Genomic DNA, 15,145 nt, shown 5'->3' on the forward strand with positions numbered 1-15,145 from the left:
ATCATTTATAAGCAGAAAATGTCATGCCCCTGTTGACATGACATATAAGCGACTGCCTGTCGCACAATAAAAACCCCTATGATTTCATAGGGGTTTAGTGATTAGAATAATCCGATGATTGCCATTGGGGCATTGTCACCTTTGCGGTTATAAGTTTTGATAACTCTAGTATAACCACCGTTCTTACCTTTGAACTTAGGTGCAACATCATCAAATAGAACCTGTACAGCAGTCTTTCCAGTTGCTGGATCTACTACATTCTGAAGAATAGCAGCAGCCTGTCTTCTTGCATGAAGATCTCCTCTAATACCAAGAGTGATTAATTTATCAACTACTTTACGAACTTCTTTAGCACGAGTAGCAGTTGTTTCAATCTTACCATGCATGATTACATCAGTAGCTAAGTTACGTAACATAGCTTTTCTATGACTAGATACACGGCCTAATTTTCTATTGTTTGCCATTAGTGTACTCCTTCCACAAACTTAGTCCATTGGTTTAAAACCAAGACCTAATTCATTTAATTTTTCTTTAACTTCTTTTAAAGACTTCTTACCAAGGTTACGAACCTTAATCATATCGTCTTCAGTCTTTGAAGCTAATTCTTGAACAGTCTGAATTCCTGCTCTCTTTAAGCAGTTGTATGAACGTACAGAAAGGTCAAGTTCTTCAATAGTCATATCAAGAACCTTGTTACCTGTGTCTTGCTGTACTTCACTCATAACGTCCATATTCATTGCCTGATCAGTTAATTCAACGAACATATTTAAATGTTCAACTAATACTTTTGCAGCAATTGCAAGAACTTCATGAGGTTTGATTGAACCATCAGTTGTAATCTCCATAGTTAACTGATCATATTTTGCTGACTGACCAACACGAGTTGGTTCAACTAAATATGCCACATTTACAACAGGAGAGAAGATAGAATCAGTTGGAATTACGCCAATAGTATTAACGTATTTCTTGTTCTGATCTGCACTCATGTAACCTCTATCTCTATGTGCATACATTTCCATATAGAAATGCTGACCTTCAGCAACATGAGCAATTACTAAATCATTAGAAATCATCTTAACTTCAGAAGGACATTGAATATCTGCACCAGTTACTGTAGCTGGACCAGTTACATCAATAACCATTGTTACATCTTCATCTGAATCTAATTCAAATACTAATTTCTTAATATTCAAGATAATGGCTGTAACGTCTTCTAAGACACCATCAACTGCTGAGAATTCATGAATAGCGCCATTGATTTTTACTGCAAATACTGCAGCACCTGGCATAGATGATAATAATACTCTTCTTAAAGAGTTACCTAAAGTTGTACCAAAACCTCTTTCTAAAGGTTCGATGATAAACTTACCATAATTTTCATCTTCATTGTATGTATCAACAGTGAAATTTGCTTTTTCAAACTTTTGCATTGTTTCCCTCCTCTTTGAGATATTTGTTTTATATAAAAGTAATATATATCAAATTATCCACGAGGACGTTTTGGTGGACGACATCCGTTATGTGGGATTGGAGTAACGTCAGTGATTGCAGTTACTTCTAAACCAGCAGCTGAAAGAGCTCTAACAGCAGCTTCACGTCCTGGACCAGGACCTTTTACACATACTTCAACAGATTTCATACCATGATCCATAGATGCCTTTGCAGCAGCTTCAGCAGCCATCTGAGCAGCATATGGAGTAGATTTTCTTGAACCTTTGAATCCAAGAGCACCAGCGCTTGACCAGCTAATAACGTTACCGTGTTCATCAGCAACTGTTACGATTGTATTGTTGAATGTTGAATGAACATGAGCAATACCTTTTGCTATATTCTTCTTTACACGTTTTTTACCACGTACAACTTGTTTTGCCATTTGTTCTGCCTCCTACTACTTCTTCTTTCCAGCAATTGGAGTAGCTTTACCTTTACGCGTTCTAGCGTTAGTTTTAGTTCTCTGTCCACGTACTGGAAGTCCTTTACGATGGCGAAGCCCTCTGTAGCAACCAATTTCCATTAATCTCTTAATGTTTAACTGAGTTTCTCTACGAAGGTCACCTTCAGTTTTAATATGTTCAACTTCTTTACGAATTTTTGTTTCTTCTTCTTCTGTAAGATCCTTTACTCTAACATCTTCAGAAACGCCAGCAGCTGCTAAGATTTTCTTAGCTGTTGTTGGACCAATACCATAGATATAAGTTAAAGAAACTACCACACGCTTATCGCGTGGGATATCAATACCAGCTATACGAGCCATTGTCTATTGTTCCTCCTAAAAATAATTAACCTTGTCTCTGTTTATGCTTTGGGTTTTCACAGATTACCATTACTCTACCCTTACGCTTGATAACTCTGCACTTATCGCAGATTGGTTTTACAGATGGTCTTACTTTCATCTTGTGTCTGCCTCCTTTGGGAAGATCTATTTGTGTCTAAATGTGATTCGCCCACGTGTTAAATCATATGGAGAAATTTCTACTGTTACTTTGTCCCCTGGTAAAATGCGAATGTAATTCATACGGATTTTACCAGAAACGTGAGCTAAAATAACTACTCCATTATCCAGCTGGACTTTAAACATTGCGTTTGGTAATGTTTCTACGACCGTAGCCTGGACTTCAATTACGTCATCTTTCTTCTTTGCCAAAATCGATCAACTCCTTATGTACCTTTGTCATGATTTCATAGCCATCATCGGTGATAGCTACAGTATGTTCATAATGCGCAGCTAATGAATGATCTGCAGTCTTCACTGTCCAATCGTCACTCATCACTTTAACCTCAGCTTTGCCTAAATGCGCCATAGGTTCAACTGCTATACACATACCTTTTCTTAGTTTTGGTCCTCTGCCTGGTTCACCCCAGTTAGGAATGCTAGGATCTTCATGAACCTCTGTGCCAATGCCATGTCCTGTATAGTCTCTAGGCGTTGAGCAGCCATGACTTTCAAGGTAAGTCTGAACAGCATGTGAAATGTCAGAAACTCTATTACCTGGTTTAACTTGTTCTAAACCAGCATAAAGCGACTGTTCACATACTTCCATAAGATGTTTAGCCTGGGGAGACACATTGCCAATCGCAAATGTCCACGCAGAATCTCCATGATATCCTTTCCAGCATGCACCAACATCTACAGAGATAATATCTCCATCCTTCAATACATAACCGTTAGGAATGCCATGAACGACAACATCATTTACAGACGTGCAAACAGCACCAGGAAAATTATAAAGATTTAAGAAAGATGGTGTACAACCATTCTTTCTTATAATCTTCTCACAGAAATCAGATACCTGTTCTGTTGTTAAACCCGGTTTAAGCCATTTAGCGAGTTCCTGATGAACTAAACCTACAACATGACCAGCATGTCTCATTAGGTCAATTTCACGTTCATCCTTAATTGTAATCATTATTTGGCCTCCAGATTTTTCTTGATATCTGCATAAACAGCATCCATAGACTGGTCGCCATTAACGTTAGTTAATTCGCCCTTCATTGTATAATAGTCAATAAGTGGTCTAGTCTGCTTTTCATAAGTATCAAGTCTAACCTGTACAGCTTCTTCGCTCTCATCAGGACGCTGATAGAGTTCTCCACCACACTTGTCGCATACGCCTTCAGTTTTTGGTGGATTGAAAACGACATGATAAGTGGTTCCACAATCCTTACAAGTTCTACGACCTGAAAGTCTCTTGATTAACTTTTCAGATGGCACATCAATATTGATGACAGCATCAATATCAAAGCCAAATTCTTTCGCGATACTTTCTAGTTCTCTAGCCTGAATGATAGTTCTTGGGAAACCATCAAGAATAAAACCATTCTTAAAAGAATCAATATTTTCCTCTAAGAATTCCCTTACCATTTCAACTGTATATTCATCTGGAACAAGATGCCCAAACTGAATAAAATAACTAGCAATTACCCCGAACTTTGTTTTTTCCTTTAAAGCTTTTCTAAAAAGGTCACCAGTTGAGATCTGGTACAAGCCGTACTCCTCCACTAATTTTTTAGCCTGAGTCCCTTTGCCTGCCCCAGGAGGGCCCATAAGAATAATATTCAAATTTTATTCCTCCTTCTAATTGCTACTTTCTTATATAACCATGATATTCTCTTCTTGTCAACATACTTTTTATTGCTCTTACAGTTTCTAACGCAACTCCTGTTACGATAATCAATCCTGTACCACCTAGAGACAATGCATTATTTGATGTCATCTTCCAGATTTCTGGAGCAATGATTGGAATAGATGCAATGATTGCTAGGAACAGAGATCCTACCACAGTTACACGATTTAAGACAGTTCCGATATACTTCTTTGTATCATCACCAGTACGAACACCAGGAATTGCGCCACCACTCTTCTTTAAATCTTCACTGATCTTCTTAGCGTCGATCTGTAAATTAGAATAGAAGAATGTGAATAGAATAATCATAACGATATAGAGTACAAATCCTATAGGTTTCTGATAATTCAAGATATTGTCAATCATCTGAGTTGTAGAAGTAGACTTCATGAAACTAATGATTGTTCTTGGTGCTGCTAAAACTGATGCAGCAAAGATAACTGGAATAACTGAAGAACTATTAATCTTAATTGGAAGATTAGTAGATTCTTTAGTATGCATGACTGTCTGTGTATTTGTTGCATAGATAATAGGAATTTTTCTAATTGCTCCTTCTTCAAATACAACAAACACAACAATGGCTAAATATACAAGTACGAATAAGATGTACCAAGCTAAGCTTGTTGCAGTCTTATAAGTGCTACCAAATGTAACCATTGATTTAAAAGACGAGATAAAACTATTTGGAAGGTTAGCGACGATACCAGTGAAGATCAATAGTGAAGTACCATTACCTACACCTTTAATAGTAATCTGATCGCCTAACCACATTGTGAACATAGAACCTGCAGCCATAACTATAACTACATAGACGTATGTCCAAATAGAACTGCTCGCTAAAATACTATAACCCTTATCGAATGCATATGTCAATGATCCACCTTGAATTATTGCTAATGCAAGCGTTAACACACGAGTTACTTTATCCTTTTTCTTTTTACCTGTATTACCTTCTTTATTCCACTGAGTTAATGCTGGGACAACGTCCATAGATAATAACTCAATAATAATAGAAGATGTAATATAAGGAGAAACCCCCAAAGAAAATAATGAGAATTTCTCCAATGTTCCTCCACCAAGCATATTCATAATTCCGAAAATTCCTGAAGAGGTAGCAGCGCTTGTGATTGCACTTGTATCAATATATGGAATCACAATGCCTGCTCCTAATCGGAATACGAATAGTATGCCGAGTGTAAAGACGACCTTACGACGCAACTCACCTTTTTTAAATACTTCTTTAAAAAAGTTTAGCATCTTAGATCACCTCAGTTTTTCCACCTGCAGCTTCAATTGCCTTTACAGCTGATTTTGAGAATTTGCTAGCCTTTACTGTTAAAGCAACATTTAATTCGCCTCTGCCTAAGACTTTTAAACCGTCTAATGCTTTTTTAACTAGCTTAGCTTCCATAACTGCTTCTAAGTCAACAACAGCACCGTTTTCAAACTTGTTTAAATCTTCAACGTTGATGATTGCATATTCCTTAGCATTATGATTAGTGAAGCCACGCTTTGGTAAGCGCATGAATAATGGAGTCTGTCCACCTTCAAATCCTGGTTTCTTACCTCCACCAGATCTAGCGCCCTGACCTTTCTGACCTCTACCAGATGTCTTACCATTACCAGAGCTTGTACCACGACCTACACGATTTCTGTTACGACGTGCGCCGTCATTGTATTTGAGTTCATGTAATTTCATTGTTCACACCTCCTACTTGTATTCAACTTTTACTAGGTGTCTTACTGCGTTGATCATGCCTTTGATTGTTTCTGTTTCATACTTTTCAACAGAAGCATGCATTTTATTTAATCCTAACGCTTTAAGAGTAGCCTTCTGGTTTTCTTTACCACCAATAGGGCTTTTTACAAGCGTAATCACAACTTTTTTATTTTCTGCCATTTTTACGCTCCTCCTATCCATAAATCTTTTCGACTGTGATGTCTCTTAATTCTGCTACCTGTTCAGCAGTCTTTAATGATGCTAAACCTTCGATTGTTGCTCTTACCATGTTGATTGGAGTTCTTGATCCAAGACACTTAGATAAGATATCAGAGTAACCTGCTAATTCAACTACTGCACGGACAGGTCCACCAGCGATGATACCAGTACCTTTAGCAGCTGGTCTTAAGAATACTGAACCAGACTTAAAGTTACCAGTAATTTCATGAGGGATTGTACCGTTGATGTTTGGAACTGTGATAAGGTTTCTCTTAGCAGCTTCTTCAGCTTTTCTGATTGCATCAGGTACTTCGTTAGCCTTACCTGTACCGAAACCAACACGACCTTTTCTATCACCAATTACAACTAAAGCAGCGAAACGCATCTTACGTCCACCCTTAACAACTTTAGTAACTCGGTTGATAGTAACAACTCTTGTTTCGAATTCCTTAGGAGCTCTCTGTCTTCTGTTGTTTTTTCTGTTTCTTCTAGGGTTATTGCCTCTTCTAGAGTTTTCTCTAGAATTTTCTCTAGGTTTACGTTCTTCCATTATTTGACCTCCCTCTTAGAATTTTAATCCAGCTTCTCTTGCAGCTTCTGCAAGTGCTTTTACTCTACCATGATAGATATAACCACCACGGTCGAATACTACTACATCAATATTTTTAGCAATTGCTCTCTTAGCGATTTCAGCACCAACAGCAGCAGCTGCTTCAATGTTTGAACCATTTTCTAACTTCATGTCTACAGAAGATGCTGATACAAGAGTTACACCCTTAGTGTCATCGATGATCTGTGCATGAATATGAGAGTTTGAACGGAACACATTAAGACGTGGTCTTTCTGGAGTTCCAGAAATCTTATTACGAACTCTAGCATGACGTCTTAAACGGATAACGTTGCGTGATTCATTCTTTGCCATGATTCGATTTTCCTCCTTAGTTTATAACTACTTCTTACCAGCAGTTTTACCTTCTTTTCTGATGATATGTTCATCAGAATATTTAATACCTTTACCCTTATATGGTTCAGGCTTTTTCCAAGCTCTGATTACTGAAGCGACATGTCCAACTCTTTCTTTTGAGATACCAGATACTGTGATTTCAGTAGCTGATGGACATTCAACTTTCACACCTTCTTCGATTTCAACTTCTACTGGGTGTGAATAACCAATATTCATTACTAATTTATTACCCTGCATCTGAGCTCTATAACCGATACCAACGATTTCAAGTTTCTTACTGAAACCATCTTTAACGCCTTCGATCATATTTGCAATTAAAGCTCTAGTTGTACCATGTAACTGCTTGTTTACTTTTTCTTCACTGTGTCTCTTACATTCGATTTCATTACCATTTACTTCGATAGTAATTAAATCAGAGAACTTTCTTGTAAGAGTTCCCTTAGGACCTGTAACAGTGACAGTGTTATCAGCAGCAACGTCTACGTTTACACCTTCAGGTACGATAATAATCTTTTTACCAATACGAGACATTGTTTGACCTCCTAAATAATTTTATTACCAGATATAAGCTAATACTTCTCCACCGATATTCTTAGCTCTTGCTTCTTTATCAGTCATTAGTCCTTGAGAAGTAGATAATACTACGATACCTAAACCATTTAATACTTTAGGAATTTCGTTTACTTTAGCATACTGACGTAAACCTGGTTTAGAAACTCTCTTTAAACCAGTGATAACTCTTTCGTTACCTTTATATTTTAATGTGATAACAATATTCTTATGATTTCCTTCTTCATTTACTACGAAGTCAGTAACAAAACCTTCATCCTTTAAGATGTTTGCTAAATCATTCTTTAGGTTTGAGTAAGGGATAGAAACAGTTTCATGTTTCTGCTGATTCGCATTACGAATTCTAGTTAACATATCTGCAATTGGATCTGTTGTAACCATTTATATGTCCTCCTTCCGTATGTGACTTATAAATTACCAGCTTGCCTTCTTAACACCAGGAATTTCACCTTTATAAGCTAATTCTCTGAAGCAAATACGGCATAACTTGAATTTTCTAATAACTGAATGTGGGCGTCCACAACGTTCGCATCTAGTATATTCACGAACTTTGTATTTCTGAGGACGTTGCTGTTTAACTTTCATTGATGTTTTTGCCATAATTCTGTCCTCCTAATTATTTAGCAAAAGGCATGCCAAGTTCTGTTAATAAAGCGCGACCTTCTTCGTCAGTCTTTGCAGTAGTAACAAATACGATATCCATACCTCTTAACTTTGCAACCTTATCGAAATCAATTTCAGGGAAGATTAACTGTTCTTTAACACCTAAAGTGTAGTTACCTCTTCCATCAAATGAATTCTTAGGTACTCCTCTGAAGTCTCTTACACGAGGAAGTGAAATACTTACTAACTTATCTAAGAATTCATACATTCTTTCACTACGTAAAGTGACTTTACATCCGATAGCCTGACCTTCACGTACTTTGAAACCAGCGATTGATTTCTTAGCAGTAGTAACGATTGGCTTCTGACCTGAGATTAATGTCAATTCTTCTACAGCTTCTTCTAAGAATTTAGAATTGTTGACTGCATCACCTACACCGATATTAATAACGATCTTTTCCATTTTAGGAATCTGCATTGTAGATTTATAACCGAACTTCTTCATTAAGTTCTTTGTGATTTCGTTTGTATAACGTTCCTGTAAACGGTTCATGTATTATCCTCCTTCCCCTTATTTCTTCTTATTTTCGATTACAGCACCTGTTTTCTTATTAACACGTACTTTTTTACCATCTTCAAATTTATAGCCAAGTTTTACGATTTCCTTAGCTTTTGTATCATAGTAAGCAACATTAGAAGCATCGATTGGAGCTTCTACAGTAATGATTCCGCCTTCAGGATCTGCCTGAGAAGGTTTAACATGCTTTGTTACCTTCTTGACACCTTCAACGACAACTCTATTACCTTTAATTGCAAGAATTTCGCCAGTCTTGCCTTTTTCGCTGCCTGCAATGACCTGTACTGTATCACCTACACGTAATTTCATATCTTTCGTTCCTCCTATAATACTTCAGGAGCTAATGACACGATTTTCATGAAATCAGCATCTCTTAACTCTCTAGCGACTGGGCCAAAGATACGTGTACCCTTAGGTGTATTGTCATCTTTAATGATTACGCATGCGTTATCATCGAAACGGATTACTGAACCGTTTTCACGCTGAACACCGTATCTTGTTCTAACGATAACAGCTTTAACGACTTCACCCTTCTTTACAGTTCCGCCTGGAGCCGCTTGCTTTACAGTAGCAACAACGATATCACCGATGCTACTTGTCTTTCTATTTGAACCACCAAGGTTTCTGATAACTAAAACTTCTTTAGCGCCTGTATTGTCAGCAACTTTTAATCTACTTTCGTTCTGGATCATAGTAGTGACCTCCTTTCAGACTGTATTAGATAATTTCTGCTTTCTTTACGATTTCTACTAAACGGAAACGCTTTGTTGCAGATAATGGTCTTGTTGCCATAATCTTTACTGTATCTCCAACACGTGCTTCATTATTTTCATCATGTGCATGGAATTTCTTAGATGAATTCATACGTTTACCGTATAATTTATGTTTTACATGTGTTTCAACAAGTACAGTTATAGTTTTGTCCATCTTAGTAGAGATGACTGTGCCAGTATAGACTTTTCTGTTATTTCTTTCCATAATCTCTCTCCTACTTTTCAAGTTCTCTTTCTCTAATAACTGTTTTGATCTTTGCGATTGATTTTCTTACTTCTTTGATACGAGCAGTATTTTCAAGCTGACCAGTTGCCTGCTGAAATCTTAAACTAAATAACTCTTTTTTGAATTCTTCTACTTTTACAAGTAGATCTTTTGTTTCAATACTTCTAATATCTTGTACTTTCATGAGTTACTCACCTCTTCCAATAATCTTGCATCTGACAGGTAACTTATGAGAAGCAAGTCTTAATGCTTCACGAGCAGTTGCTTCATCAATCTGACCAACTTCGAACATAACGCGGCCTTTCTTAACTACAGCTACCCACTGTTCTGGAGCACCTTTACCTGAACCCATACGTACTTCCAAAGGCTTTTTAGTCTTTGCTAAGTGTGGGAAGATTCTAATCCAAACCTTACCACCACGGTTCATATGACGGTTGATTGCAATACGGGCTGCTTCAATCTGTCTTGAAGTAATCCAAGCACCATCAAGAGCTACTAAACCATAGTCACCGAAAGCAACTGTCTTACCGCCCTTAGCCTTACCTTCATATTTAACTCTATGAGGTCTTCTATATTTTGTTCTCTTAGGCATCAACATGATTATTTATCCCCTTTCTTCTTTGCAGGAAGAATTTCTCCCTTACAAATCCAGACTTTAACTCCTAGCTTACCATAAGTAGTAGCAGCTTCTGCAGTGGCATAATCAATGTCAGCTCTGATTGTATGTAGTGGAACTACACCTTCAGAATAACCTTCGCTTCTAGCGATATCAGCACCGCCTAAACGACCTGAAACTGAAGTCTTAATACCTTTAGCACCGTTTCTCATTGCATTCTGAATAGCTCTCTTCTGAACTGTTCTGAATGAAGCACGGTTTTCAAGCTGTTCTGCGATTCTATCAGCTACTAACTGAGCGTTAGTATCAGCATTCTTAATTTCTACTACGTTGATAAATACTTTCTTATCACTGATAAGACCCATTAATTCTTTTCTTAAAGCATCAATGGCTTCTCCGTCTTTACCAATCACTACACCAGGTCTTGATGTGTGAACAAAGATATTGACGCGTTTCTTTGATCTTTCAATATCGATCTTTGCTACGTATGCTTTCTTTAACTTAGCCATTAAGAATTCACGAATCTTAACGTCTTCTAATAAGTAATTAGCAAAGTCTTTCTTATCAGCATACCATCTTGAACTCCAATCACGGTTAACACCAACACGGAATCCAACTGGACTTACTTTCTGACCCATTGTTCGTCCTCCTATCTTTCTTCAACCACACAAGTGATGTGGCATGTTCTCTTTAAAATTTGAGTTCCAGAACCTTTAGCTCTTGCGCGGAATCTCTTTAATGTTGGACCTTCGTCAACATAAATCTTTTTGATATATAACTTATCTTCGTCTGCACCTTCATTATTAACAGCGTTAGCCTTAGCAGAGTTAACAACCTTGATAATAGCAGGAGTAGCACTCTTGTTTGTGAATTCAAGAATTCCGAGTGCTTCCTTAACTGACTTACCACGGACTAAGTCAACGACTAATCTAGCTTTCTGAGGTGATACACGAATAGTTTTTGCTGTTGCTCTTGCTTCCATGTTCAAATCCTCCTATTTATTAAGCAGCCTTATCATTGGCTGTGTGGCCTTTGAATGTTCTTGTTGGAGCAAATTCTCCTAACTTATGACCAACCATATCTTCTGTTACATAAACTGGAATATGTTCTTTACCATTGTATACTGCGAAAGTATGCTCAATAAACTGAGGGAAAATAGTAGAACGTCTTGACCAAGTTTTGATAACTTCTTTTTTTCCAGCAGCATTTAATGCTTCAACCTTTTTCATCAAATGTTCATCGACGAAAGGTCCCTTTTTTAAACTTCTTGCCATGATTACTTATCCTCCTTCTTATTTAGCATTACGACGACGTACGATCAATCTGTTAGAATGTTTCTTGCTGTTTCTAGTCTTAACACCAAGAGCCTTCTTACCCCAAGGTGTAAGTGGAGCTTTACGACCGATTGAAGTTTTACCTTCACCACCACCATGAGGATGATCATTAGGGTTCATAACAGAACCACGAACAGTAGGTCTAACACCTTTCCATCTCATACGTCCAGCTTTACCGTAATTAACAAGACCATGGTCTTCGTTACCTACAGCACCAACTGTAGCACGGCACTTCTTTAAGAATTTTCTTACTTCACCAGACTGAAGTCTAACAATTACATATTTTTCTTCAGAACCAAGGATCTGAGCTGAAACACCAGCAGAACGAGCTAACTGTCCGCCCTTACCAGGATGCATTTCAATATTGTGGATAATAGTACCTTCAGGCATGTTACCCATTTCCATACAGTTACCAACTTTAACGTCAGTAGTTTCACCAGAAACAATTACAGTTCCTACTTCTAGTCCCTTAGGAGCTAGGATATATCTCTTTTCACCATCAGCGTAATTGATTAAAGCGATGTTTGCAGATCTATTTGGATCGTATTCGATAGTAGCAACCTTACCAGGTACTCCATCCTTGTTACGCTTAAAATCAATAACTCTGTATTTTCTCTTATGTCCACCACCATGATGTCTAGTAGTGATCTGACCCATATTGTTACGGCCACCCTTTTTCTTATAAGGAGCAAGTAATGACTTCTCTGGAGTAGAAGTAGTGATTTCTTCCTTAGTCAAAGCAGTCATGTTTCTACGACCGTTACTTGTAGGCTTATATGCTTTAATTGGCATGTTTAATCCTCCTATTTAAATATCTGAAATGGAGTGCATTTCAATAGTTTATAATTAGTTAATTATTCTTCTTCACCAAATAAATTGATGCTGTTGCCTTCTGCTAAAGTTACGATTGCTTTCTTTCTTCTAGCAGTCTTACCAACATAACGACCAACTCTCTTAGTCTTAGCTCTAACGTTGATTGTGTTAACGCTAGTAACCTTAACATTGAACATAGCTTCTACAGCCTGTTTGATTTCAGTCTTGTTTGATGATAAAGCAACATCGAAAGTATATTTGTTTTCTTCCTGCATTAACTTCATAGTCTTTTCAGTTAAAACAGGTTTTCTTAGTACGTCAGTAATGTGAGCCATTATTTTAGTACCTCCTCAACTGCCTTGATAGCTTTTTCAGTCATCATTAACTTAGTGCAATCCATAACGTCATAAACGTTTACGTTGCTAGCTTCGATAACTTTAACACCAGGAACGTTTCTAGCAGACAATACTAAGTTTTCTTCTAGCTTATCAACAACGATTAATGTCTTTCTTGGGTTTTCGAAGTTACCTAAGAAATTAACAACATTCTTAGTCTTGATAGTTTCGAAAGCGATAGCATCTAATGCAACTAATTCCTGATCGATTACTTTCTGTGATAATACAGATCTTAATGCAAGATTCTTGACTTTCTTGTTAATCTTGAAGTCATAGCTTCTTGGAGTAGGACCAAAGACAATTCCTCCACCGCGCCACTGTGGTGCACGGATAGAACCCTGTCTAGCACGTCCTGTACCCTTCTGTCTCCAAGGTTTCTTTCCACCGCCTGAAACTTCGTGACGATTCTTCACCTTGTGAGTACCCTGTCTTAATGAAGCTCTCTGTAGTAAGACTACATCAAAGATTGCCTGGTTATTTGGTTCGATTCCGAATACGTTTTCGTTAAGTTCTAAATCGTTTAATTTTTCACCATTCTGATTAAATAATGCAATATTCAACATTAGTTTTTCCTCCTTTCACTTCATTATTCTGCAACTGCTTCAGTAGCATAATTTACTAATTCGGCAGCTTTGTTTGTTTTTCCGTTTGCCTTGATACCAGACTTAACGACTACTAAGCCTTTCTTAGGACCAGGTACTGATCCACTAACTAGTAATACGTTCTTTTCTACATCAACTGCAACAATTTCAAGATTCTGAACTGTTCTTGTGTTTCCACCCATCTGTCCTGGAAGATTCTTACCAGGAGCAATTCTGTTTGGAGCGATTGGACCCATAGAACCTACGATTCTGTGAGCTCCTGAACCATGTCCCTTTGGACCGATGTGCTGTCCGTGTCTCTTGATAACACCCTGATAGCCTTTACCTTTACTTGTACCTGTTACGTCAACTACTTCACCAGCTACAAAGCTATCAACAGAAATTGTCTGTCCAACTTCATAACTCATCATTTCGTCAAAACGAAATTCTTTAATGAAGCGCTTAGGAGCTGTGTTTGCTTTAGCAACCACACCTTTTTCTGGCTTGTTTGCAAGCTTTTCTCTCTTGTCTTCGAAACCAACCTGGATTGCGTTGTATCCATCAGTTTCAACAGTCTTCTTCTGAAGAACTACGTTTGGAGTTGCTTCGATAACTGTTACTGGGATTAACTTACCATCAGTAGTGAAAACTTGAGTCATTCCGATCTTACGACCTAAGATTCCTTTCATGAGTTACACCTTTTACCTTTCTTATAACTTAATTTCAATATCTACACCACTTGGTACTTCTAATCTAGTTAAAACATCAACTGTTTCTGGTGTAGGGTTCACTACGTCGATTAAACGTTTGTGAGTTCTGATTTCGAACTGTTCACGAGAATCCTTATCTTTGTGAACTGATCTTAAGATCGTATAAATTTCCTTTTCTGTAGGTAATGGTACAGGACCAACTACCTGAGCACCAGACTTCTTAGCTGCAGCTACGATCTTTTCTGCAGAAGCATCTAGGATCTTGTGATCAAAAGACTTAAGTCTGATTCTGATTTTGTTGTTTGCCATGATTATTCCTCCTTGTCTATTTGTTAGACAACGCTCAATGCGAATTCCCTGAGCACTCTTCCGTTCATGACAACGGCTATCAGCGTTTCAGCAACCTCGCACATCTTCGCGTTTCACAACGGTCATATAATACCGTAATAAAACAGATAAATCAAGCCCTTTTTAAACTTTTTTTTGATTTTTTTAATAAATTTTTCATTGAATAATTCAACGCTTTTTCAATAATAAATGTATGCGCCATCATATCTATAATAGTGTTAATTTTCACAATTATTTTTTTTATGGTTGTTTTTACCGTATTTATGGATTATGAGAGTCTCATCTTATCAATATCTAAACTATTAATAGAAATGATAATAAGTTAACTATTGATTAATTCTTCTTTACTTTAAGAATCTTCATATATTTAGAAGAATAATTAATATTATGTATATTAGAAAATAGAAAAAACACATCAGGAGATGTGTTGTAAAAAAATTAAGTTTAAGTATGTATAGTAGATTCACTAATTTATAAAAAAAGCCCTCCTGAAGGAAGGCATAAAAAAGGACCTGGCAGCTTGCTATTGTCGCGTCTTCACACTATCGTCGCCGTTATGATGCTTAACTTCC

Annotated in this window: 30 protein-coding genes; all 30 read right to left on the reverse strand. The window is 37.3% G+C overall.

The window, feature by feature from the left end:
* Window positions 1-101: 101 nt before the first annotated feature.
* Window positions 102-464: a 50S ribosomal protein L17 gene (rplQ, locus tag ACFOZZ_RS08645; RefSeq protein ID WP_006505650.1), complete on the reverse strand. Its 363-nt coding sequence runs from the start codon at window positions 462-464 to the stop codon at window positions 102-104.
* Window positions 465-485: 21 nt separating this feature from the next.
* On the reverse strand, window positions 486-1,430 hold the full coding sequence (locus ACFOZZ_RS08650) for a DNA-directed RNA polymerase subunit alpha (protein WP_055234198.1): 945 nt from the start codon (window positions 1,428-1,430) through the stop codon (window positions 486-488).
* A 53-nt stretch (window positions 1,431-1,483) separates the two neighbouring features.
* A complete protein-coding gene (gene rpsK / locus ACFOZZ_RS08655; RefSeq protein ID WP_006505648.1) occupies window positions 1,484-1,873 on the reverse strand; it encodes a 30S ribosomal protein S11 in 390 nt (129 codons plus the stop codon).
* A gap of 15 nt (window positions 1,874-1,888) precedes the next feature.
* Entirely contained in the window at window positions 1,889-2,254 is a 366-nt protein-coding gene (gene rpsM, locus ACFOZZ_RS08660; protein WP_022425041.1) for a 30S ribosomal protein S13, read from the reverse strand.
* Between the two features lie 25 nt (window positions 2,255-2,279).
* Entirely contained in the window at window positions 2,280-2,393 is a 114-nt protein-coding gene (gene rpmJ / locus ACFOZZ_RS08665) for a 50S ribosomal protein L36 (RefSeq protein WP_006505646.1), read from the reverse strand.
* A 26-nt stretch (window positions 2,394-2,419) separates the two neighbouring features.
* Entirely contained in the window at window positions 2,420-2,644 is a 225-nt protein-coding gene (gene infA / locus ACFOZZ_RS08670; RefSeq protein WP_006505645.1) for a translation initiation factor IF-1, read from the reverse strand.
* Complete coding sequence (gene map / locus ACFOZZ_RS08675) at window positions 2,625-3,407, reverse strand: type I methionyl aminopeptidase (protein ID WP_006505644.1); 783 nt, start codon at window positions 3,405-3,407, stop codon at window positions 2,625-2,627. Before map ends, infA begins: the two co-directional genes overlap by 20 nt.
* Window positions 3,407-4,060, reverse strand: a complete 654-nt coding sequence (locus ACFOZZ_RS08680) for an adenylate kinase (protein ID WP_055234197.1) — start codon at window positions 4,058-4,060, stop codon at window positions 3,407-3,409. The genes map and ACFOZZ_RS08680 overlap by 1 nt, the downstream gene beginning before the upstream one ends.
* A 22-nt stretch (window positions 4,061-4,082) precedes the next feature.
* A complete protein-coding gene (gene secY, locus ACFOZZ_RS08685; RefSeq protein ID WP_055234196.1) occupies window positions 4,083-5,381 on the reverse strand; it encodes a preprotein translocase subunit SecY in 1,299 nt (432 codons plus the stop codon).
* A gap of 1 nt (window position 5,382) precedes the next feature.
* A complete protein-coding gene (gene rplO / locus ACFOZZ_RS08690; protein ID WP_006505641.1) occupies window positions 5,383-5,823 on the reverse strand; it encodes a 50S ribosomal protein L15 in 441 nt (146 codons plus the stop codon).
* A 12-nt stretch (window positions 5,824-5,835) separates the two neighbouring features.
* Window positions 5,836-6,024 carry a 50S ribosomal protein L30 gene (gene rpmD, locus ACFOZZ_RS08695; RefSeq protein WP_040389860.1) on the reverse strand — a complete coding sequence of 63 codons (189 nt, stop codon included), beginning with the start codon at window positions 6,022-6,024 and terminating at the stop codon, window positions 5,836-5,838.
* Window positions 6,025-6,037: 13 nt separating this feature from the next.
* Entirely contained in the window at window positions 6,038-6,613 is a 576-nt protein-coding gene (rpsE, locus tag ACFOZZ_RS08700) for a 30S ribosomal protein S5 (protein WP_006505639.1), read from the reverse strand.
* Between the two features lie 15 nt (window positions 6,614-6,628).
* Window positions 6,629-6,985: a 50S ribosomal protein L18 gene (rplR, locus tag ACFOZZ_RS08705; protein WP_006505638.1), complete on the reverse strand. Its 357-nt coding sequence runs from the start codon at window positions 6,983-6,985 to the stop codon at window positions 6,629-6,631.
* Between the two features lie 27 nt (window positions 6,986-7,012).
* Window positions 7,013-7,558 (reverse strand): 50S ribosomal protein L6, encoded by a 546-nt coding sequence (rplF, locus tag ACFOZZ_RS08710; RefSeq protein WP_055234195.1) that lies wholly within the window; start codon window positions 7,556-7,558, stop codon window positions 7,013-7,015.
* A 24-nt stretch (window positions 7,559-7,582) separates the two neighbouring features.
* Window positions 7,583-7,978 (reverse strand): 30S ribosomal protein S8, encoded by a 396-nt coding sequence (gene rpsH / locus ACFOZZ_RS08715; RefSeq protein ID WP_055234194.1) that lies wholly within the window; start codon window positions 7,976-7,978, stop codon window positions 7,583-7,585.
* A gap of 33 nt (window positions 7,979-8,011) precedes the next feature.
* Window positions 8,012-8,197 carry a type Z 30S ribosomal protein S14 gene (locus ACFOZZ_RS08720; RefSeq protein WP_003536834.1) on the reverse strand — a complete coding sequence of 62 codons (186 nt, stop codon included), beginning with the start codon at window positions 8,195-8,197 and terminating at the stop codon, window positions 8,012-8,014.
* A gap of 16 nt (window positions 8,198-8,213) precedes the next feature.
* Window positions 8,214-8,753 (reverse strand): 50S ribosomal protein L5, encoded by a 540-nt coding sequence (gene rplE / locus ACFOZZ_RS08725; RefSeq protein WP_055234193.1) that lies wholly within the window; start codon window positions 8,751-8,753, stop codon window positions 8,214-8,216.
* A gap of 18 nt (window positions 8,754-8,771) precedes the next feature.
* Window positions 8,772-9,086, reverse strand: a complete 315-nt coding sequence (gene rplX / locus ACFOZZ_RS08730) for a 50S ribosomal protein L24 (protein ID WP_006505634.1) — start codon at window positions 9,084-9,086, stop codon at window positions 8,772-8,774.
* Between the two features lie 14 nt (window positions 9,087-9,100).
* A complete protein-coding gene (gene rplN, locus ACFOZZ_RS08735) occupies window positions 9,101-9,469 on the reverse strand; it encodes a 50S ribosomal protein L14 (RefSeq protein ID WP_006505633.1) in 369 nt (122 codons plus the stop codon).
* A gap of 25 nt (window positions 9,470-9,494) precedes the next feature.
* Window positions 9,495-9,758, reverse strand: coding sequence for a 30S ribosomal protein S17 (gene rpsQ / locus ACFOZZ_RS08740; protein ID WP_187012199.1), 264 nt, complete (start codon window positions 9,756-9,758; stop codon window positions 9,495-9,497).
* A gap of 7 nt (window positions 9,759-9,765) precedes the next feature.
* Window positions 9,766-9,960 carry a 50S ribosomal protein L29 gene (gene rpmC / locus ACFOZZ_RS08745; RefSeq protein WP_006505631.1) on the reverse strand — a complete coding sequence of 65 codons (195 nt, stop codon included), beginning with the start codon at window positions 9,958-9,960 and terminating at the stop codon, window positions 9,766-9,768.
* Window positions 9,961-9,963: 3 nt separating this feature from the next.
* Window positions 9,964-10,374: a 50S ribosomal protein L16 gene (rplP, locus tag ACFOZZ_RS08750; protein ID WP_117458133.1), complete on the reverse strand. Its 411-nt coding sequence runs from the start codon at window positions 10,372-10,374 to the stop codon at window positions 9,964-9,966.
* 2 nt (window positions 10,375-10,376) lie between these two features.
* A complete protein-coding gene (gene rpsC / locus ACFOZZ_RS08755; RefSeq protein WP_022425051.1) occupies window positions 10,377-11,030 on the reverse strand; it encodes a 30S ribosomal protein S3 in 654 nt (217 codons plus the stop codon).
* Between the two features lie 11 nt (window positions 11,031-11,041).
* Complete coding sequence (gene rplV / locus ACFOZZ_RS08760) at window positions 11,042-11,374, reverse strand: 50S ribosomal protein L22 (RefSeq protein WP_006505628.1); 333 nt, start codon at window positions 11,372-11,374, stop codon at window positions 11,042-11,044.
* Window positions 11,375-11,393: 19 nt separating this feature from the next.
* Window positions 11,394-11,666, reverse strand: coding sequence for a 30S ribosomal protein S19 (rpsS, locus tag ACFOZZ_RS08765; RefSeq protein ID WP_006505627.1), 273 nt, complete (start codon window positions 11,664-11,666; stop codon window positions 11,394-11,396).
* Between the two features lie 18 nt (window positions 11,667-11,684).
* Entirely contained in the window at window positions 11,685-12,518 is an 834-nt protein-coding gene (gene rplB / locus ACFOZZ_RS08770; RefSeq protein ID WP_055234190.1) for a 50S ribosomal protein L2, read from the reverse strand.
* Between the two features lie 62 nt (window positions 12,519-12,580).
* Window positions 12,581-12,874, reverse strand: a complete 294-nt coding sequence (gene rplW / locus ACFOZZ_RS08775) for a 50S ribosomal protein L23 (protein ID WP_006505625.1) — start codon at window positions 12,872-12,874, stop codon at window positions 12,581-12,583.
* Window positions 12,874-13,497, reverse strand: coding sequence for a 50S ribosomal protein L4 (gene rplD, locus ACFOZZ_RS08780; RefSeq protein ID WP_040389859.1), 624 nt, complete (start codon window positions 13,495-13,497; stop codon window positions 12,874-12,876). The genes rplW and rplD overlap by 1 nt, the downstream gene beginning before the upstream one ends.
* Before the next feature lie 23 nt (window positions 13,498-13,520).
* Window positions 13,521-14,204 (reverse strand): 50S ribosomal protein L3, encoded by a 684-nt coding sequence (gene rplC / locus ACFOZZ_RS08785; RefSeq protein ID WP_055234189.1) that lies wholly within the window; start codon window positions 14,202-14,204, stop codon window positions 13,521-13,523.
* Window positions 14,205-14,225: 21 nt separating this feature from the next.
* Window positions 14,226-14,534, reverse strand: a complete 309-nt coding sequence (rpsJ, locus tag ACFOZZ_RS08790; RefSeq protein WP_055234188.1) for a 30S ribosomal protein S10 — start codon at window positions 14,532-14,534, stop codon at window positions 14,226-14,228.
* Window positions 14,535-15,145: the final 611 nt, after the last annotated feature.

Origin of the sequence: Catenibacterium sp. GCM10023432 (assembly GCF_042651925.1) — a bacterium.
GTDB lineage: Bacteria > Bacillota_I > Bacilli_A > Erysipelotrichales > Coprobacillaceae > Catenibacterium > Catenibacterium mitsuoka.